The organism is Phreatobacter aquaticus (assembly GCF_005160265.1).
Lineage (GTDB): Bacteria > Pseudomonadota > Alphaproteobacteria > Rhizobiales > Phreatobacteraceae > Phreatobacter > Phreatobacter aquaticus.
This window is the reverse complement of record NZ_CP039865.1, coordinates 4149164-4176013: the sequence shown is the minus strand read 5'-3', so window position 1 is coordinate 4176013 and position 26850 is coordinate 4149164. Positions and strand designations below refer to the sequence as shown.

General features: G+C 65.7%; 24 protein-coding genes. 7 read left to right on the top strand and 17 right to left on the bottom strand.

Annotated features, from left to right (window positions below):
• Position 1 precedes the first annotated feature (1 nt).
• From E8L99_RS19820 to E8L99_RS19790, 7 genes are read right to left on the bottom strand one after another with little or no spacing between them, the layout of a single operon-like run.
• Positions 2-931, bottom strand: a complete 930-nt coding sequence (locus E8L99_RS19820; protein ID WP_137101169.1) for a dihydrodipicolinate synthase family protein — start codon at positions 929-931, stop codon at positions 2-4.
• Positions 928-2046, bottom strand: a complete 1119-nt coding sequence (locus E8L99_RS19815) for an NAD(P)/FAD-dependent oxidoreductase (RefSeq protein ID WP_137101168.1) — start codon at positions 2044-2046, stop codon at positions 928-930. The genes E8L99_RS19820 and E8L99_RS19815 overlap by 4 nt, the downstream gene beginning before the upstream one ends.
• Positions 2043-3470, bottom strand: a complete 1428-nt coding sequence (locus E8L99_RS19810) for an NAD(P)/FAD-dependent oxidoreductase (RefSeq protein ID WP_215907022.1) — start codon at positions 3468-3470, stop codon at positions 2043-2045. The genes E8L99_RS19815 and E8L99_RS19810 overlap by 4 nt, the downstream gene beginning before the upstream one ends.
• Positions 3467-3757: a (2Fe-2S)-binding protein gene (locus E8L99_RS19805; RefSeq protein WP_137101166.1), complete on the bottom strand. Its 291-nt coding sequence runs from the start codon at positions 3755-3757 to the stop codon at positions 3467-3469. The genes E8L99_RS19810 and E8L99_RS19805 overlap by 4 nt, the downstream gene beginning before the upstream one ends.
• A complete protein-coding gene (locus E8L99_RS19800) occupies positions 3754-4473 on the bottom strand; it encodes an amino acid ABC transporter permease (RefSeq protein WP_137101165.1) in 720 nt (239 codons plus the stop codon). Before E8L99_RS19800 ends, E8L99_RS19805 begins: the two co-directional genes overlap by 4 nt.
• Positions 4473-5141 carry an amino acid ABC transporter permease gene (locus E8L99_RS19795; RefSeq protein WP_137101164.1) on the bottom strand — a complete coding sequence of 223 codons (669 nt, stop codon included), beginning with the start codon at positions 5139-5141 and terminating at the stop codon, positions 4473-4475. The genes E8L99_RS19800 and E8L99_RS19795 overlap by 1 nt, the downstream gene beginning before the upstream one ends.
• A gap of 55 nt (positions 5142-5196) precedes the next feature.
• The gene (locus E8L99_RS19790) at positions 5197-6042 is read right to left on the bottom strand and encodes a transporter substrate-binding domain-containing protein (RefSeq protein ID WP_168201745.1); all 846 of its coding nucleotides are present in this window, start codon (positions 6040-6042) and stop codon (positions 5197-5199) included.
• 147 nt (positions 6043-6189) lie between these two features.
• Between E8L99_RS19790 and E8L99_RS19785 the strand changes: the two genes are divergently transcribed.
• The 6 genes from E8L99_RS19785 to E8L99_RS19760 all read left to right on the top strand — a co-directional run bounded on the left by E8L99_RS19785 (position 6190) and on the right by E8L99_RS19760 (position 13788).
• On the top strand, positions 6190-6927 hold the full coding sequence (locus tag E8L99_RS19785) for an amino acid ABC transporter ATP-binding protein (protein ID WP_137101162.1): 738 nt from the start codon (positions 6190-6192) through the stop codon (positions 6925-6927).
• A 1-nt stretch (position 6928) separates the two neighbouring features.
• On the top strand, positions 6929-7837 hold the full coding sequence (locus tag E8L99_RS19780; protein WP_137101161.1) for a DUF6282 family protein: 909 nt from the start codon (positions 6929-6931) through the stop codon (positions 7835-7837).
• Positions 7834-8724 (top strand): DMT family transporter, encoded by an 891-nt coding sequence (locus E8L99_RS19775; RefSeq protein ID WP_137101160.1) that lies wholly within the window; start codon positions 7834-7836, stop codon positions 8722-8724. The genes E8L99_RS19780 and E8L99_RS19775 overlap by 4 nt, the downstream gene beginning before the upstream one ends.
• A gap of 367 nt (positions 8725-9091) precedes the next feature.
• Positions 9092-11056 (top strand): hydrolase, encoded by a 1965-nt coding sequence (locus tag E8L99_RS19770; protein ID WP_252511164.1) that lies wholly within the window; start codon positions 9092-9094, stop codon positions 11054-11056.
• 25 nt (positions 11057-11081) lie between these two features.
• On the top strand, positions 11082-12251 hold the full coding sequence (locus E8L99_RS19765) for a glycosyltransferase family 4 protein (RefSeq protein WP_168201744.1): 1170 nt from the start codon (positions 11082-11084) through the stop codon (positions 12249-12251).
• A gap of 97 nt (positions 12252-12348) precedes the next feature.
• Positions 12349-13788: a lipopolysaccharide biosynthesis protein gene (locus E8L99_RS19760; protein WP_137101158.1), complete on the top strand. Its 1440-nt coding sequence runs from the start codon at positions 12349-12351 to the stop codon at positions 13786-13788.
• 61 nt (positions 13789-13849) lie between these two features.
• On the opposite strand, the gene E8L99_RS19755 is transcribed toward E8L99_RS19760, so the two are convergent.
• The 8 genes from E8L99_RS19755 to E8L99_RS19720 all read right to left on the bottom strand — a co-directional run bounded on the left by E8L99_RS19755 (position 13850) and on the right by E8L99_RS19720 (position 22116).
• The gene (locus tag E8L99_RS19755) at positions 13850-15109 is read right to left on the bottom strand and encodes a polysaccharide biosynthesis/export family protein (RefSeq protein ID WP_137101157.1); all 1260 of its coding nucleotides are present in this window, start codon (positions 15107-15109) and stop codon (positions 13850-13852) included.
• A gap of 28 nt (positions 15110-15137) precedes the next feature.
• A complete protein-coding gene (locus tag E8L99_RS19750) occupies positions 15138-16214 on the bottom strand; it encodes a glycosyltransferase family 2 protein (RefSeq protein ID WP_137101156.1) in 1077 nt (358 codons plus the stop codon).
• A 46-nt stretch (positions 16215-16260) separates the two neighbouring features.
• Positions 16261-17598 carry an NAD(P)-binding protein gene (locus tag E8L99_RS19745; RefSeq protein WP_137101155.1) on the bottom strand — a complete coding sequence of 446 codons (1338 nt, stop codon included), beginning with the start codon at positions 17596-17598 and terminating at the stop codon, positions 16261-16263.
• Positions 17599-17705: 107 nt separating this feature from the next.
• Positions 17706-19121 carry a mannose-1-phosphate guanylyltransferase/mannose-6-phosphate isomerase gene (locus E8L99_RS19740; RefSeq protein ID WP_137101154.1) on the bottom strand — a complete coding sequence of 472 codons (1416 nt, stop codon included), beginning with the start codon at positions 19119-19121 and terminating at the stop codon, positions 17706-17708.
• 166 nt (positions 19122-19287) lie between these two features.
• Positions 19288-19674, bottom strand: a complete 387-nt coding sequence (locus E8L99_RS19735) for a hypothetical protein (RefSeq protein ID WP_137101153.1) — start codon at positions 19672-19674, stop codon at positions 19288-19290.
• A gap of 76 nt (positions 19675-19750) precedes the next feature.
• The gene (locus E8L99_RS19730; RefSeq protein WP_137101152.1) at positions 19751-19978 is read right to left on the bottom strand and encodes a hypothetical protein; all 228 of its coding nucleotides are present in this window, start codon (positions 19976-19978) and stop codon (positions 19751-19753) included.
• 241 nt (positions 19979-20219) lie between these two features.
• Positions 20220-21299 carry a glycosyltransferase gene (locus E8L99_RS19725; protein WP_137102209.1) on the bottom strand — a complete coding sequence of 360 codons (1080 nt, stop codon included), beginning with the start codon at positions 21297-21299 and terminating at the stop codon, positions 20220-20222.
• A gap of 124 nt (positions 21300-21423) precedes the next feature.
• Positions 21424-22116: a sugar transferase gene (locus tag E8L99_RS19720; RefSeq protein ID WP_137101151.1), complete on the bottom strand. Its 693-nt coding sequence runs from the start codon at positions 22114-22116 to the stop codon at positions 21424-21426.
• 824 nt (positions 22117-22940) lie between these two features.
• On the opposite strand from E8L99_RS19720, the gene E8L99_RS19715 reads away from it, so the two are divergent.
• The gene (locus E8L99_RS19715; protein WP_137101150.1) at positions 22941-24023 is read left to right on the top strand and encodes a glycosyltransferase; all 1083 of its coding nucleotides are present in this window, start codon (positions 22941-22943) and stop codon (positions 24021-24023) included.
• 10 nt (positions 24024-24033) lie between these two features.
• Here E8L99_RS19715 and E8L99_RS19710 read toward each other — a convergent pair whose 3' ends face one another.
• Positions 24034-25095 carry a glycosyltransferase family 4 protein gene (locus E8L99_RS19710; protein ID WP_137101149.1) on the bottom strand — a complete coding sequence of 354 codons (1062 nt, stop codon included), beginning with the start codon at positions 25093-25095 and terminating at the stop codon, positions 24034-24036.
• Positions 25096-25141: 46 nt separating this feature from the next.
• Positions 25142-26839 carry a Wzz/FepE/Etk N-terminal domain-containing protein gene (locus tag E8L99_RS19705; RefSeq protein ID WP_168201743.1) on the bottom strand — a complete coding sequence of 566 codons (1698 nt, stop codon included), beginning with the start codon at positions 26837-26839 and terminating at the stop codon, positions 25142-25144.
• Between the last annotated feature and the right edge of the window lie 11 nt (positions 26840-26850).

Here is a 26850-nt window from a genome sequence, read left to right as displayed (position 1 = left end):
GTCAGAGGCCGGCGGCGCGCATGGCGGCGATCACGGCGCGGCGCTCGGCCTCGCTCGGGGCGGGCTGAGGCGGGCGCACGATGTCGGAGGGGATCATGCCTTGTTCCGCCAACGCAAGCTTCAGGCGGGCGGTGGCGCGGCCGCCCGGTGCATCGCGGTAGATCGCGACGGCGAGGGGATAGATGCTGTCGTGCAAGCGGCGGGCTGTCGTCCAGTCGCCGCTGGCGGTGGCGGCGAAGAACTCCACCAAGAGGTCGGGCACGAGGGCGGCGAGCGATACCTGTGCCCCGGCCGAACCGATGATGGCGCTGGTCAGGAGATGCTCGTCGCCTGAGCCCATGACGACGAAATCCGGCCTCAGGCCCTCCAGAAGCCGCTTGTTCGCCTCATAGGCGGCGACTTCCCAGCTGCCTTCCTTGACCGCGATGATCCGCTCATTGGCGGCAAGCCGGGTCAGCGTCTCGGCCGAATAGGGCATGCGTCCCGCGCCGACAGGCGCGGCATAGAGCATGATCGGCAGGCTGGAGGCGTCCGCGACATGGGCGTGGTGGATGTCGACCACGCGCTCGTCATGGCCGAGCGCCCAGGAATTCGGCGGGAAGACCAGCAGGATATCGGCGCCGGCCGTCTCGGCGTCGGCGGCGTCGCGGGCTGCCTGAAGGCTCGATTCCGCATTGATGCCGGAACAGATCACGCAATCGGCGGGCGAGACCTTTCGGGCAATCTCGATCACCCGGCGCTTCTCGGCGGCATCGAGCACGAAGTTCTCGCCGGCATGGCCGTTGACGAGGAGGCCGCGAATGCCCGGCCGGTTCGCAACCGCGCCGATATGGGTGGCGAGCGCTTCCTCATCGACGGAGAAATCGGCGCGCATCGGCACGATGGTGGCGGCATGGATGCCGGTGAGGCGGGGGCTAAGCGGGTGGGTCATGGCGTGGCGGCCTTCAGGAGGCGGTCGATGGGAAAGAGCGGCAGGTCCGGCTCGCGGCCCAGAATGACATCGGCGAGCGAACGGGCAATCGAGGGACCGCTCGTATAGCCGGAATGGATCGAGCCGCAGACATAGGCATCGGGAATGCCGGGAATGGGGCCGGCGGCGGGCAGCGCATCGGCGGTCTCTGCCTCCAGACCCGCCCAGCCGCGCGCCAGCCGGGCTCCGGCCAACTCGGGAATGGCGTGGCAGGCGAGCCGGATATTGCCGACGAGGCGCTCTGGCACCAGTTCGACACCGCCGCGTTCGCGGTCGCCAAGGCCCTGCCAGCCGCCGCCGATCACCACCGTGCCATGGGGATATTGCTTCAAGGACAAGAGGCCCGAGGCAATGCCGACCACTGTGCGCATCACCGGGCGGATGCGCTCCGTCACCGTGAGCTGGTTGACCAGCACCTTGATCGGCAGGTGCACGCCGAGCCAGGCCATCATGGGCTCGATCCAGACGCCGCCGGCGAGCACGACCCGGCGGAAGGTGACCGGGCCTTCAGCCGTCTCGGCCACGAAGCCCTTGTCCGTGCGCTCAAGGCCCTTAACCGGGCGGTTCTCCATCACGGCCACGCCGGCCTCGATCAGGGCGGCCCGGAAGGCCTGGCCGGTCAGATAGGCATTGGCATAGCCATCGACGACGCAATGGCCGGCCATCAGGATCTTGTCGGAAATGCCGGGTTCGACGCGCAGCGCCTCGTCGCGGCTGACAATGGTAATCGGCGCACCGGCGGCGCGGCGCTTGCCGGCGCGCTCTTCCAGCAGGGCCGCCTCGCGCTCGGTGAAGGCCAGCGACAGGCCATCGCAGACGACGACCCCGACATCGTGGCCCAGCCACTCGCGGGCCGAGGCCCACATGGCATGGGCGCGCATCGCATGGGGAATGAGCGCCACGCGCGTCATCTGCAGGGTCAGCGTGCCGGCATTGACGCCCGAGGCCTCGCGGCAGAGCGGCCCGCGGTCGATGATCGCTGTCTTTAAGCCACCGCGCTGGGCGAAGAGCGCGAGCGTGGAGCCGACCACGCCGCCGCCGATCACCCCGAGATCGTAGGTGGGGGCCGTACTCATAGCGGCGCCGGGGGCGGAATGGGGATGTCGGCATAGTCGAAGGTGCCGATCATCGTGTCGAAGGGCACGGGCCGCAGCGGCACGCGCTGGGTCCAGAATCCGACTTCGTCGCGCGGCACGCCGCGCCGCTGTGCCACCAGCTCGGCGGCGACGTCGCCGCACATGCGACCCTGGCAGGGCCCCATGCCGCAGCGGGTGAAGTGCTTCATCTGGTTGATGTCGCCGGCGCCCGCATCGACGGCGGCGTCGATCTCGGCACGGGTGACGTCCTCGCAGCGACAGACGATGGTCTCGGGCGTGATGGCAGCGACCTGCGCGGGACGGAGCGCCATGGCGGCGGCCACCGTGTCAGCGAAGGGGCGGTAGTCGGCGAGCGCCTTGAGCGACAATGCGGCGAGGGCGTCGAATGTACGCTCGTCGAGCCGTTCTGCATCATAGGCGGCGGCGAGACCCGCAAGCCTGCCGGCGGCGGCCGAGGGGCGCGCGCCGCGAATGCCCGTGCCGTCGCCGCAGGCATAGAGATTCTCGATCGTGGTGCGGCCGAAGGGGTCGAGTTCCGGGATGAACCCGCCACGCAGCCGGTCGTAGAAGTGATCGGCGCGCAGGATCTTCGGCACTTCGCCGCCGGGCACCAGGCCGTGGCCGACCGCCAGGGCATCGCAGTCGAAACTGCGCTCCGTCCCGTCAGCGGGTGCGCCATTGGCATCGACCGGGCCGACAATGACCGAGGAGAGCTCCGTCTCGCCGGTCGCCCGCCGTACCCCGTAGCCGGCCAGGAACGGCACGCGGGCACCAAGGATCGACCAGGTCCAGCCGAGGCCCTCCTTGAGGAGATCGAAGCGGCGGGCAAGGCCGGGCAGGCGCTTCGCCCAGGCGAGACGGTTGTCCATGTCGACAATGGCCGCGACCTCGCCGCCCTTCGCGATGATACCGGCTGCGACGGCAAACAAAAGCGGACCTGAGCCCGCCACCACCACACGGCGGCCGGGCAGGACAGCCTGAGCCTTCAACAGCACGGTGGCCCCGGCAAGGCCAATGACACCGGGCAGGGTCCAGCCGGGAAAGGGCACGACGCGCTCATGGGCGCCGGTCGCCGCGATCAGGCGCGGCGCCTGATAAGCTTCCGGGCCGTCTGGCCCTGCGGCGTCGAGCCGGAAGGCGCCGCCGATCGACCAGACGCGCCGGCCAAACCGCCGATCGACGCGCGAGGCCGCGAGCCGAGCCCGCAGAGCGTCGCCCGCTTCGGCGTCCGGACCTTTGCGCGGAAGGGTCAGACCGGACAGGGGTGCGCGCCAGCCCTGGCCGCCGGCATCGGCCTGTTCGTCGATCAGCACGACATCGAGGCCCGCTTCGGAGGCGGCCAGCGCCGCTTCGGTGCCGGCGGGACCGGCTCCGAGCACGAGAAGATCGGCCTGCCGGGTCACTTCAGCGTTCCCCCGAGATTCACTGTCATGCCGTCGCGAACCGGCGTCAGGCAGGCCTGGACGGTGCGGCCATCGACCGAGACGACGCATTCCTGGCAGAGGCCCATATGGCAGAAGGCGCCACGTGGCGCGCCATTGCGCGGGCTGTCGCGCAAGGTCAGCAGGCCAGCCACGGCGAGAGCCGTCGCCAGCGGTTCGCCGGCCGGCGCGCTGACGCTTACGCCATCCACATCGAAGGTGACGGCGGCAGGCCGCGTCACACCGTTCGTCACGCGCACGAGGCTCATGCCGGCAGAACCGGGGTGCGCACGGCGCGGGCCTGATGGACGAGCTTGCGCTCGGCATAGCGGCCGGCCGCCGAGAAGGCATAGGAAATGACGAAATAGAGCACCAGGACCGTGCCGTAGCAGATGAGCGCGGAGAAGCCGCGCTGGGTCAGCATGCGCGCCGAGAAGGTGAGTTCCAGAAAGCCGATCTGGCTGACCAGCGAGGTCTCCTTGATCATGCTCACCGTATGGATCGTGGAGGGCGGCAGGATGACCCGCCAGGACTGCGGCAGCACGATGCGGAAGAGCGCCGTCAGCGGCGGGATGTTCATGGTGAGCGCGGCGTCCCACTGGCGCTCGTGGACGGCCTCATAGCCGGCGCGGACATTCTCGGCGGAGAGCGCCGACATGCGCAGCGCCACCGCCGTCACGGCGATGAGGAACAGGCTCGCCTGCACGCCGGAGAGTTGGAAGCCGAAGAACACGCACATCAGCAGCACGAGGAAGGGGATGCGCCGGATCGCCTCGACATAGAGGATGAGCGCGCCGCGCACCGGCGCGACCGGCGTAATCTGCGGCAGGCGGAAGGTGGCAATGGTGAAGCCCAGCGCATAGCCGGCGAGGCAGCCGATGAACGAGACCAAGAGCGTGTTGAGCGCCGCATTGGCCAGGAACAGCATGTTCCAATAGGTGAAGAAGCGCGGCGCTTCCTCCATCAAGCCTGCGATGATGCCCATCAGAAGGCCCTCGCCTTGACCCGGAACAAGACCCGCCCCAGCGCATAGAGCAGGGCGGAGGCGATGATGGTCAGCCCGATATAGATGAGCGCCGTCAGCGAGAAGATCTCGATGGAGCGGAAGGTGACCGCATTGGCGTTGAGCGCGCGGGCGGTGAGTTCTTCGACGCCGAAGATCGCAGCCATCGAGGTGCCGAGCATCATGATGATGTACTGGTTGGACAGGCCCGGATAGAGCGTGCGGATGATGTGCGGCGCCACGACGTAGCGGACCAGCTGGAGCCTGGAGAAGCCCAGAGTCTCCGCCGCATCGATCTCAGCGCGCTGGATCGACTGGAAGCCGGCGCGCTGGATCTCGGTCAGATAGGCGCCCGCGTTCAGCGTCATGCCGATCAGCACCGCGACATAGGGCGAGAGGATGATCCCCATGTCGGGCAGGGCGAAGAACAGGAAGAAGATCTGCACCAGCTGCGGCGTGTTGGTGCAGAAGCTGACATAGGCGCGGATGGGCGCACGGGCGAGCGGGCCGCCATAGGTCAGGACGGCCGCGCCGAAAAGCCCGATCACCAGCCCCATGACGAAGGCGAGCGAAGCGATCTGCAGGGAAAGCCAGGCGCCGGCCAGGAAGTCCGGCAGATAGGCGATCACCTGGCCGTATTGGAGGCTCATCGGGGCATGCTCGCGAGAGGAAAGGCGGCCGGGGGCTGGCCCCGGCCGGAGGGCATCAGAACATCGGGTTGACCGGCACCGGCGTCTTCATCGGCACGCCGAACCACTTTTCCCAGGTCTTGGCGACGAAGCCGGAGCGATGCATCTCGAACAGCACGACGTTCAGCACGTCGCGCAGCGTCGTGTTGCCCTTCTGCACGCCGATGCCGACCCAGGTCGAGCCCAGAACCTCGTCGAGCACCTTCCACTTCACGCCCTGGACATTGCGCATGGGGATGACGATCGATTCGAGCACGTCGACCATGGCGTCGGCGCGGCCCTGCTGGAGGGCGCGGAACGTGTCCGGGTAATTGTCGAGCAGGGTGACCTGGGCCTGCGGCGCATTGGCCTGGATCCACGGAATGCCGACCGTGCCGCGCACCTGGACGAGCTTGACCTGCGGATTGTTGAGGTCGGCGGGCTTGGCGATCGGCACCGAGGTGCCGCCGTCCTTGGTCAGCACAACCACGCTCTGGGTGTGCAGAGGCACCGTGTAGTCGATGACCAGCGCGCGCTCGACGGTGCGGGTGATGGCACCCAGCACGATGTCGATGCGGTCGGCCTGCAGGAAGGGAATGCGGTCGGGCGAGCCGACCTGGACGATTTCCAGCTCGATCTTCATCTGGCGCGCCAGTTCGCGGGCGATATCGGCGTCGAAGCCGTCGATCTGATTCTGGGCATTGAACACGCCGAAGGGCGGGAGCGTGGGGTTGATGCCGGCGCGCAGCTTCTTGGCGGACAGCACCTTGTCGAGCGGCAATGCGCTGGCGCCGTCACCGCCCAGGGTTGCAAGCGTTGCGGCACCGGCTGCGAGGCTCAAGGCCTGGCGGCGGGAGATCGAACCCTTCGGCAGATCAGTCATGTCGTCGTTCCCTTCAGTCTGTGGTGGGCCTTGCCTTGCCGGACCCTTGACCTTCGGGCAGGCTAGCGTGCTGCTCGAAACAGTAGCAAGCCTGTTAAGGAGGCACGCCCATGCGGCGTCTTTGCAGGGCATGCAGGAGACATTGACTTGACTTTTCTGACAGTTCAGGGGCTTGCCGCCCGTTATGGGACCATCGATGTGCTCTCCGGCATCGATCTGTCGATCGCGCGCGGCGAGATTCTCGCGCTGATCGGCCCCTCCGGCTCCGGCAAATCGACGCTCCTGCGCACCCTGGTCGGGCTGATCCGCCCGCATGCCGGCCATGTCGTTCTGGACGAGGAGCGGATCGACTATGGGTCGAAGGCCTCGCTGAAGCGGGCGCGCGACCGGTTCGCCATCGTGTTCCAGCAGTACAACCTATTCCAGAACATGACGGCGCTGCGCAATGTCACCATCGCGCCCACCATCGTGAAGGGCAGGGCGCGCGGCGATGTGGAGACGGAAGCGCGCGACCTCCTTGCCAAGGTCGGCCTGTCCGCCAAGGTTGGTGCCTATCCGGACGAGCTGTCCGGTGGCCAGCAGCAGCGCGTGGCGATTGCCCGGGCGCTCGCCCTGAAGCCGGATGTGCTGCTGCTCGACGAGGTGACCTCCGCGCTCGATCCGGAATTGGTGACGGAAGTGCTGGACACGATTCGCGCGCTTGGCCGCGAAGGCATGACCATGATCATCGTCAGCCATGAAATGGGCTTCGTGCGCGAGGTGGCGAGCCGGGTCGCCTTCATGGATCAGGGCAAGATCGTCGAGATCGGCAAGCCTGATCGCATCTTCGATGCGCCGGAGACCGAGCGCCTCAAGGATTTCACGGCCAAGATCCTGAGGCATTGAGGTGAGCGCCCTGATCGAGGACGACCTCATCGTCGGCGCCGTCGACTGCCATGTCCATGCCTGCCCCCATATCAATGCCCGCTCGCTCGACGTGATCGAGGCGGCGCGTGAGGCGCTGGCCGCCGGCATGACGGGCCTCGGCCTGATGGACAATTTCGCCAATTCATCCGGCTACGCGGCGCTCGCGAGGCGCGTGCTCGGGCCGGTCGCGCTCGACATCTGGGGCGGGCTGATCATGGAGCCGCCGGCCGGTGGTGTCTCGGCCGAGGCGGTGGCCATCGCGCTTGGCTATGGCTACGGGCCGGGGACTGGTGCCCGGTTTATCTCGCTGCCGACCCATCACACGCGCCATGTGGCGCGCGGCGAGGGGCGCTCGCCGCTCTATGTCGAGGCCTGTTTCGAAGTGCCGGAGACGGGGCCGCTGCCCGATCCCCTGCCGGAGATCCTCGACCGGGTCGCCGCCGCCGATGTGGTGTTCAATACCGGCCATGTCGCGGCGTCCGAGGCGGTGCGACTGGTGGGCGAGGCGAAGGCGCGCGGTGTCCAACGCATTCTCGTGCCGGCCTCGCACTATGACGACCAGGCGATTGCGGCGGTGATCGGGGGTGGCGCGGTGGCAGAGCTTTCCTATTTCTTTGCCTCGCCAGCCGCCGATGTGCCTCTGACCCATGTGGATGCCGAAGCTCATGTCATTGCCGGCGTCAGCATCCAGCGCATGGCCGCGATCATCCGGCGCCATGGCGCGGCGAACCTGATCGTCTCGAGCGATTGCGGCGTCGGCATCCTGCCGAGGCCTGTCGAAGGTCTTCGGCTGTTCCTCCGGCTTCTCGCGGAGCAGGGGATCGGACCAAACGATCTCCGGCGGATGATCAGCGACAATCCCGCCCGGTTGTTCAAGGTGGCGGCGTGAACGCTCCCCGCACGGAGCGGCGCACTGTCGTGCTCGCCGCAATCGCGATGACAACAGCCGTTCTGGTCTTCGTCATCATGGATTCGCTGATGCGGGTGGTCGCCCGCGAGGCCTCGGTCGCCGTTGTGGTCTTCGTGCGCAACGCGGTCCAGGTGGCGGCCCTCGTCATCTGGGCGCTGGCGACCGACTGGAAGCGCTTTGTCGTCACGCGCCATCCCTGGCTGCAGATCGTCCGGGGCCTGTGCCTTGCCGGAACGACGGTCTTCGCCGTGCTGGCGCTGATGCATCTCACCTTGTCGCAGACCTATGCGATCGCGCTGTCCGCGCCGCTGCTCGCCACCGCCATTGCCGGACCGGCGCTCGGCGAGCCGACCAAGCCGCTGCAATGGTTGTTCATCGCCATGGGCTTTGCCGGGGTGCTGATCGCGCTCGATCCCGGCGCGCCGTTCCTGTCGCTGGCGCTGCTGTTTCCGCTCGCCCTTGCTGGCCTCAACGCGATCTACCAGGTGCTGACCCGCCATACCGGCCGCACCGATCCGATGACGGTCCTGCTGTTCCATGCGAGTTTCTGGGCGCTGGTGGCCTCCGGGATCGGGGCCCTGTTCTTCCCCGGTCTGCCGAGTGCCTATGGCTTCGGGCTGCTGGTGATCTCAGGGCTATGCGGGGTTGCCTCGCACATCATGCTGGTCTGGGCCTTCACCCACGCGCCGGCCGCCGTCGTGTCGCCGATGAGCTACAGCCAGATCATCTGGGCGGCCAGCATCGGCCTGCTCGTCTTCGGCGAGGTGCCGACCCTGACGACGCTGATCGGCAGCGCGATCGTCGCCCTGGCCGGCATCCTGCTGATCGTCACCTCGGCACGACGGGGCGCCACACGGTCGGATTGATGGTCGCTCCGGCGGCAGGTGCCTGCCAGATCCTGGCTCTCATGGCCGCAAGTCTGCAGACGCGGCATGACCCTCCGGTACATCCGGTCTGGGTTCCTTGCTGCGATATCCCTGGCCGCCGGTCGATCACACAAATGGCGAAAGCCTGCCCGCGGCCGATCCTGGCGGATCAGGCCATAGCGCAATGCGGCCCGAATGTTGCTTGCTCCAAATACAACCTGCGGGATGCTGAATCCGGACCTTTGCAGGGCTGATCTGGGTGCTGACCGGCGCCTGATGGGCGCTGAAGGTCCAACCCGCTGGAGGAGTTGGTAGACGATGGTGTGGCCGGTGGCGTCGCAAAGTCGCAAGAGGGAGGGGCTCGCCATTGCCTCCGCTTGACCGCCTTGGCGCTCCGCTGAGCGACATCAGGGTCATATCCTGCGATGTCTTCGATACGCTTCTGCTCCGCGACGAGAGATCGGAGCGATCGCGGATCATCGCAGCCGAGCGCCGTTTCGCCAGCCTGCTGGGGGAACGCGGCTTCACCGTCTCGCCAGACTTGTTGGTCGACCTGCGGATCGAGATCCAGAAGCTGGCGTTCCGGGCGATGAATGTCGACGATCGCGGCGAAGTGCGGCTGACCGATATCGTCGCCCGCCAGCTTCGGGTTCTTGGCCTGCCTCAGGACCTGGTCGAGGCCCGGCTCGCCATCGAGATCGAGATCGAAAAGGCTTCGCTCTCGGCCAATCGGGCCCTGGCGGATGCGCTCCGCACTCAGAAGCTGGCGGGGCTCAGGATCGTGGCGGTCAGCGACACGACGCTGCCGGCCCGGCATGTCGCCGAGCTCATTCGCCATTTCCACGGCGACCATCTGATCGACCAGGTCTATTCCAGCGCGGATCAGGGCGAGACCAAGCGCCGTGGCGACCTGTTTCCAACGGTCGCCCGTCTGGAGGATGTGGCGCCGCGCCTCATGCTCCACATTGGTGATGACGCATTGGCCGATGTGAAGGCCGCAGCCGGGCAGGGCCTCCAGACATTGCATCTGCCGCGGAGCCGATTGGGCCATGCGGTGCGGCGCGCCCATGGGGGAGCGACCGAGATGGCGCGTCGGCTGCGCCGCCGCCTGCGCAGTTCGGCCAGGGGCATGCCGCCAGCGGCTGACCGCCATGGCTTCGGGCGTGACATTCTCGGGCCCATCGTCGCGCAATTCAGTCTGTTGATCTGGCTCTATGCCGATCAGGCGGGGTCCGATGGCGATGCGCGCCTCATGTTCTGTGCCCGCGGGGGCGTCGGCATACGCGAGGCTTTCGAACGGGTTCTGGCGAAGCTCGACCTGCCGCTGGCGGTCGGACGGGAGACGCTGATGGTCTCCCGGCTGGTGGCTGCGCGGTCCGCCGTGCTGGCGCGCAGCCCGGCGGCTCTGGAAGAGCTTTCGCGCGAGTTTCGCGGCAGCAGCTTCGCCGATGTCGCGAGGGCACTTGGCGGCGGTGATTATCAGCTTGCGCCGTCCTGGCATGAGCCCTTTGCCGCGGATATCCTGTTCGACCTGCTCTTTGGCGAGACCGGCCTTGCGGTTCTGGCCGATATCGAGACGCAGAACCGCTTGTTCACGCGCCATTTCGCGGAGTGCGCTGCCGGCGCGCGCCGGATCATCCTCTGTGACACGGGTCTTTATGGCAGTACCCAGCGCCTTCTGGCAGCTGGTTTCCCCGATCTGGCGATCGAGACGATCCAGTTCGCAAGGGCCAATTACAAGGGCCACAGCGAGGCGCATTTTCCCCGCGTCGCCGGCCTCGTGGTCCAGCAGAATCTCTACAATCCCCTGAAGCCGGAAACCGCGGTGCTGCGCTACTGGCATCTGGTGGAGAGCCTGTTCGAGCCCGCCGTGCCGTCGGTCAAGCTGTTCCACGCGGAGGCCGATGGCGAGGTTCGCGCCAATAGCGGCAACCTGGCCTATGGCGCCGTCGATCCGGCTGCCGCCAATGATCTGCTGGCGGGAGCGCTCGCCTATATCGATGGCCTGCCGCAGGGCGGCGGCGCAACCGTGCTGCGCGATGCGGAGATCGCATGGCGGCGCTTGCAGAAGGCGATCACGCGGCCAAGCCACCAGGAGGTCGCTTGCCTCGAGGTTGGCGAGAGATCGGTGGATTTTGGCCGGTCAGGCACGGTCCGGGTGGTGGAAACGGGCAGCCGGGCTGGGATCGGCGCGCGCCTTGCCTCCATCAAGGCCCAGCTCTGGCGGGAAGGCGCGATTGTCCGCGAATTTCCAATGACCAGGCCAGCGCTACTGGCGCTGCTGGAGACCTTGCATGCCCTGCGCGGGCTATCGGCGAGGCTCCAGCGCTGATGCCGATCCATGCCGGGGCACCATCATGAATGTCGCAATCCTGCTGAGCTGCGGGTCGTTCGAAGGCTTTTTCGGCCGTGTCCTCGGCCAGACGCGGGAGAGCTATCTCGCATCCTATCGGGGCGACTGGTCCTGGTATTATGCGGCAGGCCTGCTGCAGAACGGCATCAAGCCCATCCTCTACATCCCCTCGCTGGTCGAAAGCGGCCGCTATCAGACCGATGCCGGCATCGACGTGCGCTTCCTGCCGCTCGCCGCCTGGTATCAGCCCATCGAGAAGAGGCCATTGCTGAAGCGCCTCAGCCGGGCGACGCGCTTCTCGCTCTATGCCGACGAGCGCTGCAACACCCTGGCCTTCATGGCGCCGCTGGAACAGGGACTGGTGCAGGATGAGATCGGTGTTCTCTATGTGCAGGAATATTGGAGCGGCCGGTTCGACCACATCGTTCACCGGGTCGGCGTGCCCGTGGTCGCTGCCGACCATGGCGGCCTGGCGAAGGGTGTCGTGAAGTGGTTCAAGCGGCGCGCCTTTGCCAAAGCCGCCGTCATCTATTGCCAGACACCGGATGAGTGCGATGTGGCTCGGCAATATGGCGCGCCGGTGAAACTGCAGCCCAACGGGTGCGATACAACGCAGTTCCTGCCCAATAGCGGCGTGGAACGACGCAAGTCCGTGCTGACAGTCGCCCGTCTCACCAACAAGCAGAAGCGCACCAGCGATCTCATCCGCGCCATGGCGTTGCTGCCTGACGACTGGACATTGGACATTGTCGGGGCCGGGCCTGACATGGACATGCTCAAGCAGCTCACGGTGGAACTGGGCGTTGCGGGTCGCGTGGCCTTCCATGGTTTCGTCGGGCGTGACGAGGTGCAGCGCCACCTTCAGACATGCGGGGTCTATGCGATGCCGTCCTCCAACGAGGCGGTGGCGATTGCCGCGCTGGAGGCCATGGGGTCGGGCGCATCTGTCGTGCTGAGCCGGATCCGGGCCTTTGAAAGCCTGGTCGAGGATGGGGTCGATGGTCGTCTGGTGTCCGTGGGGGACCCGGCCGCGCTCGCCTCTGCCATCCTCGATGCCTGGGAGAACCGGCAGGCCAGAGGCGCCAGGGCTGCCGAGACGGTGCGTCGCCGCTTCGACACGACGACGCTTTACCGGGATCTGGCCCGATCGTTGCGCATGACGGTCTCCCCGTGACGAAGCCCTCCGGCACTTCGACTTGCACCCCGCCAATGGCCTGGCCGCAGCCTTGCCCGCGCAGGGTCAAAGGTGCTGACGACGTCAAGGTGATGGCATGCTGACCATGAAAGCCGTTCGCGGCGCCGGATGGCTGGTCTTCTCGCGCTTTCTGGGCCGTTTCATCGATTTCTTCACGCTGCTGATCCTGGCGCGCGTGCTGATGCCGGCGGATTTCGGCGTGGTGGCGCTGGCCCTGACCCTTGTCGTCGTCGTCGACACCGTGCTCGAGGTTCCGGTGACCCAGGCGTTGACGCGGTTGTCGGCCATCGACAAATCGCATCTCGATACCGGGTTCACGCTCGGTTTTCTGCGCGGCCTGGTGATCTCGGCGGTGATCGTCGCAGCCGCCTGGCCCTTCTCGCTCATCTACAATGATCGCGCTCTGATCCTGCTGGTGATCGCACTGGCCGCCGGCCCGATCGCGCGCGGCCTCTACAGCCCCGCCATGGTGCATTTCGTACGCGAGCTCAGCTTCCGGCAGGCGTTCATTTCCGAATTCATCGGCAAGCTCGCCGCATTCGCCTCCGCGATCGGCGTGGTCATGGCGGGCGGCGGCTATTGGGCGATCGTCGCCAATTTCGTCATGGCGCCGATGGCCGCGACTGTCGCGTCCTATGTGCTTGCACCCTATCGGCCATCCCTGTCGCTTGCCCGATTCAACCAGTTCTCCAGCTTCGTTGGATGGTTCAGTTCCGCGCAGATCGTCTCGGCGCTCAACTGGCAGTTCGATCGCGTGCTGCTCGGCGCCTTCGTCGACAAGACAATGCTCGGTCGCTACACGGTCGCAAGCGATCTCGCGGTGTTGCCGACCCAGAGCCTGATCGGTCCGGCCATGCAGCCTGTCATGGCCGCGTTCTCCAACATCTCGGACGATCCCGAGCGCCTGAAGCTAGCCTTCCTCAAGGCCGCGCGCTTTGCCATGCTGATCTCGGCACCGATCTGCATCGGGCTCGCCCTCACAGGCGATCTGGTCATCGTGCTGCTGCTCGGGGCGAAATGGCAGGAGACCGGTGAGTTCCTGCGGCTGCTGGCGCTGTCGGTCGTCACGATTCCCTATTTCCAGGCGCTCTATTCGTTCGCGCTGGCGATCGACCGGCCGGTGGCCATTTTCCGCATCAACCTGTTCGATCTCGCCATCCGCGTCGTCTTCGTCTCGCTCGGCCTCTACCTCTTCTCGGTTACCGGCACGATCATCGCCCGGCTGCTGACCTCGGTTGCGATGTTCGGCTGCTACATGATCTTTGCCCGGATGCTCGCTGGTGTCGGCCTCAGGGCGCAAATCAAGAATATCTGGAAGATTGGAGTCGCCTCCGCGGCGATGGCCGGCTGCGTGATGCTGCTGCGGGCAGCCGTCGCGCCTGTGATGCTGCCTGTGATCGTCGAACTGGTGCTGCTGGCCGCCTATGGGGCCGCCGTCTATGCGGCGACACTCTATGGCTGCGGCGTCCGGCTGATCATCGGATCGCGCAGGCTCGAATGGGTCGACCGCTGGTGATCTCCGCCATCGACCATCATCGGCCCCTGGCGGACGATGCTGCCGATGTGCCTTTCCCGTCTTACTGGCCAGGCACGCCTTGTCCGCGTCGCTGCGCTCTCGGCACGGTCACCTGGAGCACGTCGCCGGCCTCCAGGGCGGTGTCTTCGGTTGCCACCCAGGTGGCAGACCCGGTCGGCAAGGACCGCGTCAGCCTGTAGGTCGGTATGACCTCCTCGCTGTCGACGACGGATGCGGGGGAGCGCGCCTCGGCATTCTGCAGCAGCAATTCGGCGGTGCGGGCGCGCGCAGCGTTCTGGTCGAGCAGGGAGCGGGTCGCCGCGGAATCATCCAGCGCTTCGCGGCGATACCGCGCGCGCAGTTCGATCAGGTCGCGGCTCGCCCTGGCAAGGCTCTGGTTTGCCCTGAGGCTGGCAACCTGCACGTCCAGCCGGTTGCTTTCGACCTGAACCTGGGTGTTCTCGGCGGCGATCTGCCGGGGCGAGACCGTCAGGCCGCGGGCAAGCAGGTCGCCGACGAGGCGCAGTTCGCGCTTGTTGGCCTCGATCTGCCGGTCGAGCGAACGGCCTTTCTCGTCCAGCGACCTCAGTTCCTGCTGGAGGAGAACCTTCGATGCCTCGATCGCTTCGAGTTCCGCCAGCAGATTGGCCCGACGGGTGGTGAAGCGGAGCGTCTCTTCCTGCATCGCCTTGGCGACGCGCGGATCGGATGCGCGGCTCGTCAGGAACTCGGAGAAGATGGGTGCGGTGGCATCCGATATCTCGGCAGCCAGCCGCGCCATGCGCGCCTCAAGCGAGATCCTCTCGGCCTCCAACGTGCGGATGTCGCCGCCAGCCGACAGCATCTCGCGTTCGGTGCTCGACATCTCGCTTGCACGGGCAAGCCCCTGCGCCGTGCTCAGCGCCTGCAGGACGGTCAAGCCCGGCTGGAACTCGTATTTGCCCGGCTGCTGAACGGCGCCCAGCACGTAGAAGGGGCGGTACTTGATCACTTCCACCGACGCGGACGGAACCTCGGAGAGGTTGGCGGCCTCGCGCAGCTTCTGGCTGATTGCCTCGGCGAGATCGCTCGTGGTGCCGCCGGCGGCCCTGAGCTGGCCAACGATCGGAATGGACACGCTGCCATCTGCGCCGATCGAGAATTCACCGTTGAGCGGGACCCATGGCACCGCCTCGCCCATGCTCCGGCGCAGCGAATGCACACGGATCATCAGCCGATCCTGCGGCCCGAGCAGGTAGCGGGTCTGGGTGCCTTCGGCGGCATAGGTCTCGCCGGGCACAGCCATGGCCAGCGCCAGAGCCAGCAATCCAACCTGTTTCATGCGCTTGTCTCCTGCCGATGACCTGGGCTCAAGCGTCACGCCCCACCAGAGCTCTCAGCAAATCACGTGCCGATCTTCGACCGACATTGAACCGATAGGCCATCAATCGCTGCGCGCGCGCATTGGGCAGGAGCGCGGCGATGATGAAGAACACAGTGACGACAGCCTTGGTGCGGGTTGGAAAATATTCCAGCCAGAGGCACCGAATGAGGTGAGGCAGCCCGCGCAGGCGCGGCCGCCGACCGGACGCGATATCGAGGGCGAAGTGACGCTCGAGGAAGAAGAACGAGTCGTTGGCTGCGACCAGCTGGCTGGCGAGCCCGAAGCGGACGAGGAACGACCGCAGGTGTTCCAGCCGTTCGACAAAGCGCTGGATGTCGCGATTGAGCGAAATGGGGTCGGCTGGCCGTCCGAGGCCTGAATCATTGCGGCCATGGATGCGGTAGAGGCCGAGTTCTTCCGACAGGCTGACCACATCGCCCAGAAACGGCGCAGCGAAGAGAATGATGCCGTCGACCGCCTTGTCGTAGGTTGCTTCGCGCAGCACCTCGCAGAGGTCGCGGCGGAACACATTGCCCGAGGTTGGAGGCGTCGTGTAGACGCCGGTCCTCAGCACCCGTGTTGCGAGGTCGGCGCGCGTGCGGAAGTCATCGAGCGGCGGCACGGCCCCGCTGATGATCGCGCCAGCGCCGTCGATGCGTGTCAGGGGAAACTGCAGTTTCGCGACATCGGGGTCGAGGCTGGCCATGATCGTGGCCAGCGCTCCCGGCTTCAGCTCATCATCGGCATCGAGGAACAGCACGAAGGGGGCGCTGGTCTGGTCGAAACCGAACAGGCAGGCCGCCCTCTGGCCGCCATTCTCGATCCGGAAGGCCTTCGCGCCGGTTCGGGTGATGGCGGCCCAGGAGCCATCGGTCGAGCCGTCGTCGATGACGACCAGCTCCCAATCACCGCGCCCCTGCATCAGGACACTGGCAATGGCCCGCTCGACATAGGCTTCGTAGTTGAAGCAGGTGATGACGATGGCGAGCTTGGGATGCGAGGCAGCACCGGATTGCTCCGACACAAGGGGAGCGGCGCTGGGAGCGTCGGAACCTGTCACCATGGTGTGCCCGGTCCTTGCCGGCACATCGCGTGGCCGGGAGCGGTCATCATGGCAGCCGCTTCATTCCGAGCGCCGATTCCGCTTCCTGCGTGGAGACACGCGCGGTCGGCTGATAGTCGAACCCGCCCTGGCGTCCGAAGGATTCAATGCCCATGGCCTTGAGGCTGCGGATCGCTGCCGCCGCCTGCTCGCTCGAGCCCTTGGCGTAGATCGGATAGGCATTGTCGAGGATGAAGCTGCCCTCGAGCTTAAGGTCGCCGACAAACAGGTTGTTGGCGAGGACATGGGCCCTGAACGCCGCTTCCTCATCCGGAATGGAATTGTCCTGGGGCTTGCCGATGACTTCGACCGTGAAATATTCGCGGTCGTTGGTCCGGCCATAGAAGTCCGAATAGACCGTGATGCGCTTCCAGGCGCCCTGATGCGAGAAATTGTAGAGCACCGACTGGTCGAAGCCGCGTCTCCCGGCAAAGCTGAAAAAGAGGCTGACCAGCGTGATGCTCTGAAGCGGTGCGGGCGACTTGTGGCCGCAAAGCTCGGTCGCATGGTTGAGCGGAATCGTCGAAACAGCCCTCGGTGCGCTCACCGTCCGGTCGCCGATCCTGAGCTGGAACTGGCCGTCCTGCTTGCCGAGCGCGCTGAGCTTGTCACCGAGCAGGAAGGTTGCGCCGCGCCGTTCAAGCCTCTCGCGCGCCGCCTGATAGAGATGGGCGAAGCCGGCCTTCGGCCGCGCCATCTGCTGGTTCGCCGGGCCTGATGGGGCAGGGCGGAGGAGGCGGCGGACAAGGTTGGCGATGGAGGCGTGCTCGCTGATCCACAGCATGCGCTTCTGCGCCAGTTCGATATCGATCCTGTCGGGCGAGACCCCGTAGAACCGCTCCATGTAGGTTTCCAATCCTGACCGGAACAGCAGATGGCCGCCGATCCAGTATCGGGCGAATTCCCGCGCATTGGTCATCCGGCGCTGGAACAGGCGGGCATAGGCTGCCGAGCCGAAGATCCTCAGCATCCCCACGGGCCCGGCCGCGATGATGTCGTCCCGGATCGAGATGGGATAGGCCGTGACCTTTCCCTGAGGGTTCAGGCGCCCCCAGGTCGGATAGATCGGCTCGTACAGGGCCAACAGCTCGGGAAAGTGCCGCAGCAGGGGGGAATCGTCCTGGAAGATGAAGCTGCCGACATCGAATGTGTAGCCGCCCACCGCCACGTCGATGTGATTGCCGCCGACATGCGCATATTGATCGGCAATCACAACCCGCTGGCAGCCTTGTTGAAGCAGGATCGATGCGGAGACGAGGCCGGTAATCCCGGCGCCCAGCACGATGGCGTCGTAAGACCCGTCCACCTCGGGATTGATGGTCTCCGCGGGCTCAAGATCCTGCATCACGATATCCGGGCGCTTGGGGGAAATGAGGTGCGGTCCTTGAGCCGGCGACAATCTGCTCCGGTCGAGACGGGACCAGGGCAGGTGACCGGGGTGGGCGCTGGCGATCAGGCGCGGGCATAAATGTCCTCAAGCCTCACGATATCGTCCTCGCCGGTATAGCTGCCGACCTGGACCTCGATCAGTTCGAGCGGAATCTTGCCGGGATTGGTCAGGCGGTGGACGCAACCGATGGGCAAGTGGACCGACTGGTTCTCGTGGACAATCGAGACGGTGCCATCGACCGTCACCTCCGCCGTACCGGTCACTACGACCCAGTGTTCGGCGCGATGGAAATGGCGCTGCAGGCTGAGCAGGCCGCCAGGCTTCACGCTGATCCGCTTCACCTGGAAGCGCGTGCCGATATCGATGCGCTGGTACCACCCCCAGGGTCGATAGACCCGCAGATGCTCGGACGCTTCGCGCCGGCCATCGTGCCTGAGCCTGGCAACGAGGGCCTCGACATTGGCGGCCTCCGAGCGAGGCGCCACCAGGACGGCATCCCGGGTGGTCACCACGATCATGTCGGTCAGGCCGATGGCAGCCGTCAGGATGTCGTCGCTCATGACGACGGAGCCGGAGCAGCCCTGGGTAACGACGGGACCTTCCAGGACATTGGCCTGGCCGTCCTTTTTCCTCACGGCGTGGATGGCGCCCCAGGCATCGACCGCCTGCCACGCGGCAGTGGGACTTTGGACCAGGATCGGTGTCGTACGCCGAACGAGAAGCGAGAGGAGCGATGCCGTGCCCGCACGCCGATAGGCTTCGCTGTCCAGCCGGATGAAGTCGAGATCCCGGCAGGCGCCGGCAAGCGCGGCTCGGCTTGCCGTGGCCATGTCGGGGGCCAGTGCGGCAAGCTCGCGCTGGAACTTGCTGGCGCCGAAGACCAGGCTGCCGCTATCGGCAAGTCTGGTGCCGAGTTCGCCGTCAGCGACTGCCAAGGAATTGGGCCTCTCGAGATATTCCCTGAGGGCGGCAAAGCCCGAGCGGTCGGATGGATCGACGGCCATCTGGGCGCCCGCTGCGCGACCCGACTGGGGTGGCAGCCCGACAGATACGATCTCGCCGGCCCGAGCCCGGTCGACGGCTGCCTGACAATCGGCAGAAAAAGCCGTGTCATCGCCGATCCAGTGGCTGGATGGCAGCACCAGGCAGATCGCATCGGCCGCCCGGTCGCCGGCAATCATGGCGCCGATCGCCGTCTCGGCCGCCGGCTTTCCCTGCTCAGGCGCGAGCACGATATCGCCGCTGATGCCCATGGCCTGCATCTGCTCTGCGGCAATGAAGCGGGAATCGTTGCTGGTGACGACGACGGGGCGGTCGAAATCGCCCCTTGCCAGCAATCCGAGTGTTGCCTGGAACGTCGAGCGGCCGTCGTCGAGCAACGGCATGAACGGCATCGGCATCGTGTCGCGAGCCAGCGGCCAGAGGTGTTGCGTCGACTCTGCCGCAAGGATGACGGGAACGATCAAGGGTTGTGCCATGGGCAGGCTCCGCTCGCGTCTGAAGTGGCAAATCAGGTTTCGGTGCCGGCTTGGGCTCGGCTCCCTAGGCACTGCACATTTGAACGACTGTTCCGGCGATTGGCCGAGAGCCAAGGCATCGCTGAGTTCTGCAAGGCACGAAGCGTGCCGCCGGCTTCGGAGCGCCTCAGTTGGCCGCCACCGGGCGTGGGCCGGCCGTGTCGCCTGCGACCTGCCGCAGGAGATGTTCGAAATGCTGCCGGTGGGCTCTCAGCGCCTCGAGCCGGCGGGTGGCGCCCATGAGCTGCCGTTCGGCTTCGCAGAGAAGCTTCTCGTCGGCGGCGTCGCGCTCACCGTCAAGCGCTTCCTCGTTGCCGGACAGGCCGGCAGCCTTCTGGGTTGCCTCAGCGAGACGGCGGCTGACGCCTGCCGCCTCCCGGTCAATGGATCCGATCGCCTCGTCGATGGCGGCCCGTACAGCCTCCAGCCTGGCCTGATCGGTCTTGCCGTCGCGATCTCCGGAACGGAATCGAAGGTGTCTGTCAGTCAATCGTAAGCGCGCGAAGAGGGTCAATGGCCGATCCCCGGGAAACGTCGATAGACGTTGCCAAGCAAGGGGCGTGCCCAGGATTGTCCCAGCGAAGGCGGCGTCAGCGCCAGTGAAGCTTGGTCAGAACCTCGTTGACGGCCTGGCTCAGCGGGCTGGATTCAGCGGATTGGTTGGGCTGGCGATAGGCGATCAGCACGGCGCCGGCGAAAACAAGAACGCTCGTGACAACCGGCGCAACGAGCAGGGCCAGCAGGATACCATGCGACCACAGGAGCGCCGCTGTGGCGATTCCGATCGCGATCGATGCAAGGAGCAGGACAACAATCATCGCGCTTCATTCATCCCCTGGCCGGTCATTCCCACGTTGCCGAACTGGGAAATCCCGTCCCGCTGGCCTTTTGGCAATCGATGCCATTGCGAAGGCTCTTGCCACTTCAGAGCAACATGATTGCGCTCAGGAGCGGTCCCCCGTCAGGGGGACCTCTCTATGACACTTTAGCAGTGGGACGTTAAGGGGACTTTAGAGGGATCGACGCCAACGCGGTTTTCTCGACCGGGCGAATGTGCCGCTAGCCGCGGCCCAGATCGGCCTCGGCCTCGGCCTTCATGAGGCGTGCCACATGGGCCCGCATCCGTTCCTCGAACAGCGCCGACGAGAAATTGCGCGCATGGGCGGCAATTGCCTCGGAATCGAGGGTCAGGCCGTCGAGCCTGCTGACAGCGTCGCGGATGGCATCCGATGTCTGCTCGGCGAAGAACACGCCCGTCACGCCGTCAATGACCGTTTCGGTTGCCCCGCCTCGGCCGTAGGCGATCACCGGACGACCGGAGGCCATGGCCTCGACGGGGACGATGCCGAAATCCTCTTCGCCGGGGAAGATCAGTGCCCGGCATCGTGCATAATGGTCTTTCAGGACCGAGAAGGGCTGCGGTCCCATGATGGTGACATTGGGCTTGGCGATCTTGCGCAGATGGGCAAGCATCTCGCCGCCGCCGATGACGACCAGCTTCTCGCCGCTGGCATTGAAGGCTTCGACGGCGAGCTCCGGCCGCTTGTAGCGCACCAGTTCGCCGGCCATCAGATGGAAGTCGCCGATCTTGTCCGATGGCAGCCGGTCGAAGGCATCGACGTCGACGGGTGGGAAGATCACCTCGGCATCGCGCCGATAATAGCGCCGGATGCGGGCGGCCACGGTCTGGGAATTGGCGACGAAATAGTCGACGCGGCTGGCGGAGATGGCGTCCCAGTTGCGGATGTAGTGGGCCAGGAGCGGCATGATCAGCCGGGTGACAAAGCCGGCACGGTCGCGATACTCGTGGAACATGTTCCAGATATAGCGCATCGGCGAGTGGCAATAGCAGATGTGGAGCGAGCCAGGCGGCGGAATGATCCCCTTGGCAGGTCCGGACTCGCTGCTGATGATCAGGTCGTATCCGCGCAGGTCCAGTTGCTCGAGGGCGAGCGGCATCAGAGGCAGATAGCGCTGGTAGAATTTCGGCGCCCAGGGCAACCGACTGATGAAGCTCGTTGCGATGCGATGCGCCCTCAACGCCGCCGAGGTCTTCTCCGGCACATAGACGTGGGTGAAGATGTCGGCATCGGGATAGAGGCGGCACAGAGCCTCGATCACCTTCTCGCCGCCACGCATGCCGATGAGCCAATAGTGGATGATCGCAACCCTGGGCGGGGGGGCAATATCCGACCGGTCACTCGCGAGGATTGTGCGCGTCAGGGCGTTCAACGGCCGCGATCCCGGGTTCGAATGCTATGGCCTATCGGCTCCCCCGCTGCATGAGCACGGCCGGAATGGTCTTCACGACGATCTCGGCATCCAGCCAAAGATTCCAGTCGCTCGCGTAGCGGCAGTCGAGAGCAACCCGGTTCTGATAGCCGCAATCGCTGCGGCCGCTGATCTGCCACAAGCCTGTCAGACCGGGCGGGACGGAAAAGCAGTGGGCGAACGACTCGCCGTAACGCGGGATTTCGTCGGGAACGATCGGGCGGGGGCCCACGAAGCTCATCTGCCCCATGAGGATGTTGAACACTTGGGGCAGCTCGTCGAGGCTGGTCTTGCGGAGGAAACGGCCGAAGCTGGTGATGCGGGGGTCGGATGACAGCTTCTGATGCTCGGCCCATTCAGCCTGCGCCTGGGGTGAACTGGCCAGATGGTCCTTGAGAGCTTGCTCGGCATTGAGAACCATCGAGCGGAACTTGAAGCATTTGAACGGGCGGCCGTTCTTGCCGATGCGGGTCTGCGAGAAGATCGCCGGCCCACCATCCGACATCCGGATGGCAATCGCGATGCCGAGCAGCAACGGCCACAGCATCAAGAAGGCAACGAGCGCACCGAGGAAATCAACGACGCTCTTGCAACCCGTGCATGCCAGATTGGAAATGACCGACCCGCCGGTGCGTGCGGCTGGGAAGGCAAGCGCGATATCATGGTTAGGCAGCGACTTAGACATGGAACGCAGGTCCTCGCAGAGCCGGTTTACCTAGTGTTAACCACGGATTTGCACTGCATCAAGCGGCCTTTGATGCGGTGCACAAAGTTTGTTCGTCGCAGGGGTTGCAAATAGTGCGTTGGCTCAAAAATGGTCAACGCGATGCCAGTCGTGCCCGAAAATCGAGCGGTCATTGACGTGTCATCTTGGTCGGCAAAGCATTCGCTGCACGGTCAGGCGTGGACGCGGTGCAGCAATCCTGATGCGCGGCCCCTGACCTTACGTAGCCCGTAAGGTTTTTGAGTCGTCATGTCCGCATGAAATCATGGCTCCGTGTAAGAGCCATGGTGAGTTGCCAGGACCGGCTGTCGCGTCGGCAGTTCACGCGCGAACAGTCGTGTCGATCTTCACAGAGACGTGATGTTGATTGAAGAAGACAAGGCTGATCCGGTTGTCTCTCTGCCCATGTGACGCAGCTGTCGTGCCCCGACGGGGCAGTGGAGGCAGTCAGCCAAATGCCATCTGGCATGATGCTTGCTGTATAAAATGCGCGGCGGCTCCTTTGGAATGGCATCGACCTGGTCGAGCGCCTGTTGAGACATGGAGATATCGCCGAACACGGACCATCCCATCATGTTGCGCGATCCGTTCGGGTGGGGTTTTCACCAGCTGCACCGTTGCGATCGCCACCGCCGGGCCGGGCGTCGCGGATGGCAATTCAAATCCAGTAATCCGCTCCACAGGGAGAGGTCGAGAAGCAATTGGAACGCGATCATCGTTCGACCATTCTGAAGATGGTCGACTAGCATCAAATATGACAAGTCGTATGCGTAAGAGGATCCACGATGGCTAAGATTTCAGTGCTCCTGGCGACCTACAATGGTGCACGATTCATCGAGGCCCAGCTTGAGAGCATTCGCCGTCAGACTGTTGCGCCGGCCGAGCTCTGGGTTACGGATGATGGTTCGACGGATGGCACCCTGCGTCTTGTCTCAAATTTTGCAGAGCGCGCCCATTTTCCGGTCAGGATCAGGCTCAACACGGAGCGGGTCGGCTATGGCGAGAATTTCCTGAGCGGCACGACGCTTTGCGAAGGGGAGTTCATTGCCTTCTGCGATCAGGACGACGACTGGCACCCGGAAAAGCTGGAACGCTGTGTTGCGGCCATGCAGCGCGAGAATGCCGTGCTCTGCGCCCACACCGCGACCTTGATCGACCCGGCGTCCCAATATGTCGGCTATTTCGCCCAGGGGATCGACCGCTCCAGGACTTTTGAGCCCCTGACGCTGCCGGCCTGGGAGGGGTTTCTCGGCATGACCATGGTGTTCCGGCGCGAGATCTTGTCGTGGATCGACAGCAAGTGGCGGGGCCCCGATATCCGGGATGCAGGCGTTCAGCTGGGCCATGATCTCTGGATCTACTTCCTGGCCCAGAGCTTGGGCCAAGTCGTGACGCTGTCACAGCCATTGGTGCGCCACAGGCGCCATGACACCAATGCTGCCGGGCCCAGGCTCCCGGCGATCTGGCAGCGGGCGCGCGGCAATGCGGTGCGGGCCGGCGAGCTTCTGGAAGGGCGCCGGGCCGCGGCGCTGTTGCGGTCACATCTTATGACGACCCTGGCGCTCGAGCGCCCGAATGGGCCGTTGACCGACAGGGCACTTGCGGCGGCGGCGCACTGGCGCCGGGTGAGCGATATCTACGCGCTACGCACGCGGCTCTATCGTGCCCCGACCTTTGCCGAGCGGCGGGCAGCCCTCAACCGGCTGGTGCGTCTTGGCACCTATCGGGGCGAGCAAGCCAGCGATCTCGACAATGCGATGCTGGCAAAGGATGTCACACTCGGGTTGTGCAGGCTGCCCTTCGCGCGCGAGCCGGTTTCGGCCGGGCCGCGGATTGAATCACGCTCCAGCGTCAGCGATCGCCCCTGACGCGAGCGCCTCATCGGCCCTTGGTGAGGGCCGATGCGTAGACGTCCAGCGTCTCACGAGCGACGCGCTCGATCGTCAAATGGCCGATATTGGTCTGGCTCCTGTCCCGCCAGAGTTGAAGATGTGCCGGCTTGGCAACAAGGTCGATCAGGGCGTCTGCGAGCCGTGCCGGATCCTTGGCCGGCACCAATATTCCCGCTTCGCCCTGTTCAAGCAGTTGCGGAATGCCGTCGACTGTCGTGCCGATCACCGCGCAACCGGCCTCACGCGCTTCCGACAGAACGAGCGGTGCCGGATCGGCGTGCGAGGGTAGAACGAAGATGTCGGCGCCTGCCATCCATTGGAACGGGTCTTCCTGTGCGCCGGCAAATGTCACGGCATCAGCACAGTCCATCTTGCTGACCATCTCGCGATAGGCGTCGAGATAGGGTCCTTCGCCGACGATATAGAGCCGGGCCGCGGGATGGCGTGCATGCACGATCGCAAAGGCTTCGAACAGATCCGGGAGGCCTTTGCGCGGATGCTGCCCGCCGACGAACAGGATGGACGGGGAGGCGAGCTCTTGCGGCACACGGCTGCGGCCCTCAAACCGCGCCGAGCCAATGGTGCCGTTCAGCACGACGCGCAGCCGCGCTGCTGAAATTCCGCGCTTCTGCATGGATTGACTGACCGCCTCGCTGACCGCGATCACCCGCGTGCCAAGCCCCATCAGGATGGCGCTGCGCTCGAACTCGTTGTGGACGGTGGTCACGAGAGGAATGCCGGCCAGCTTGCAGGCCGGCCAGGCCAGGACCGCGCTCGTCATCATGTGCGCGTGGACCAGATCAGCGCGCCAGGACCTTACGAGCCGGCGCGCGGCGTTGAGCGATCGTGCCACGGCCAGCGGTTTGCGCTGGTGCGAAATGACGGACGTCTCGATCCCCTTGCGCGCCAGCAGGTCGTCAAAGTCACCGCCTTCGCTGGCGATCATCACATCATGGCCGAGTGCGCTCTGGGCGCAGGCGAGGTCGACCGCCGCGTGGACGTGGCCGTTGAGGCGACGGGTGTGGTTGAGAAGGTGCAGGATGCGCACAAGAAATCCGACTATTCGAGGGGGCTAAAGCGCGACGCGAGCGCGCTCATGAGCGTGTCTGTGCGCCGTTGATGACGGCGCCGATCACATGGGCGCCAACGCTGCGCAGGGCGCGTGCCGCGTCCTTGACCTCGTCGATGGTCGTCCGTCCGGCCGCGACGACGATGATCACCGCATCGGCATGCCGCGCCAGGGCTGCGGCATCGGCGGTATCGGCCACCGGCGGCAATGCGAGGAGCACATCGCCGCGTGCGCGGAGTTGGTCCAGCAAGTGGCCAACGCTCCGGTCGCCGAAATCGACGGAGGCATCTGGCCGATCGTCGGGCGTCAGCGCCGGCAGGACGGCCACGCCATCGCGGTTCTGGAACTGGATGGCATGGAGCGGCGTATGGCTGGCGAGCACACCGACCAGCGAACTGCCGCCATGCGTATCGCCCCAGGACGGGCTCAGATGGGCACCCTGCACATCCGCGTCGACCACGGTGACCGGCTTGCCCAGCCTTCGAGTGAGTTCCGCCAGAGTCAGGCAGAGCAGGCTGCAGCCCGTATCCGGGGCCCATGACACCAGCGCGATGGTGTGGTTCTCGCTGCTCGTTGGCAGCATCGCTGACATCTTGATGGACATGCGCAGGTTGGATATCGCGCTTGCGAAGCGGCTGCCGGGCTCGAAGGCCGCGATGGGGTCCACTTCCATCGCGTTGCGTCGAAAGACACCGGACCTGTCGGCGATTGCGGGCACGACGGCGAGACAGGGCAACCCGGTTTCCCGCGTCAGGGTTGCGGCATTGCGCACGCGCCGATCGAGCGAACTGGCGAGCGCGATTCCAAAAAGTCCACTCATGAGGCCAAGGGCGCCGCCCAGTGCCAGAATGAGGGTGGATCGGGGTGCCGAGGGGCCGAGAGGCTTCAGAGCCGCGCCAATGACCCGCGCGTCGGCGTCAGGGATGGGCACGTCGGGGAGGGTGCCTGCTTTGACTGCGGCGGCTGCGGCGCGCGCCTGAGCGCCCAGGGCATCGACACGGCCCTGGACGAATTCGACGCCGCTGCGGGCCGCGTCGGCCTTGAACGCCACGGATTGCAGGAGATAGGCCGAGGCGGCGGCATTGGCCACGCGTGCGGCGAGGTCGGGGTCCGATGAGGAATAGGACATCTCGACCACATAGGACTGGCCGACACGCCGCGCCGAGAAGCGCTGCGCGAAGGCCGCGAAGGCCGACTGCCGATCCGCGCTGGCGGCAGTCGCTGCGCGCGTGTCAGTGGGCGCACCCGTGGGGCGCCGCATCGTTTCGATGGTGCCGAGCGGGTCGGACAGGAACGCCCGGACGGTGCCGATGACCCGACGAACGAAACCCGGCGGCCTTGGCTTCAGCTCCGCCTGGTTTGCCAGGTCAAGACTGTCGAAGACCTGGGTCAACAGGCGTTCGGATCGAATGACCTGCAGCTCGCTATCGGCGCGATTGAGGTCGAGGGACGGCGTCGGCGCGGTCTCGCGCCCTGAGGCCGCGATCTGCCGGCGCGGTTCGAGCAGGATTGTCGAGGTGGCGGTATAGGTGGAGGGCGTCGCGCTCACATAGGCAAAGGCTATCGCCAGGCAGAGCGCCGTCCACAGTGCCAGTTTCCACTTGTGCAGGCCGACCGCCTCAAGCACCGAGCGCAGGAGCGCGATCGGCCCATCGTCGGGGGCGTCTTCCTGTGCGTCGGGGATCGGCCAGAGCCGGATCGATCGACTGTCAGATCCGCGCATCGCGTCCATCG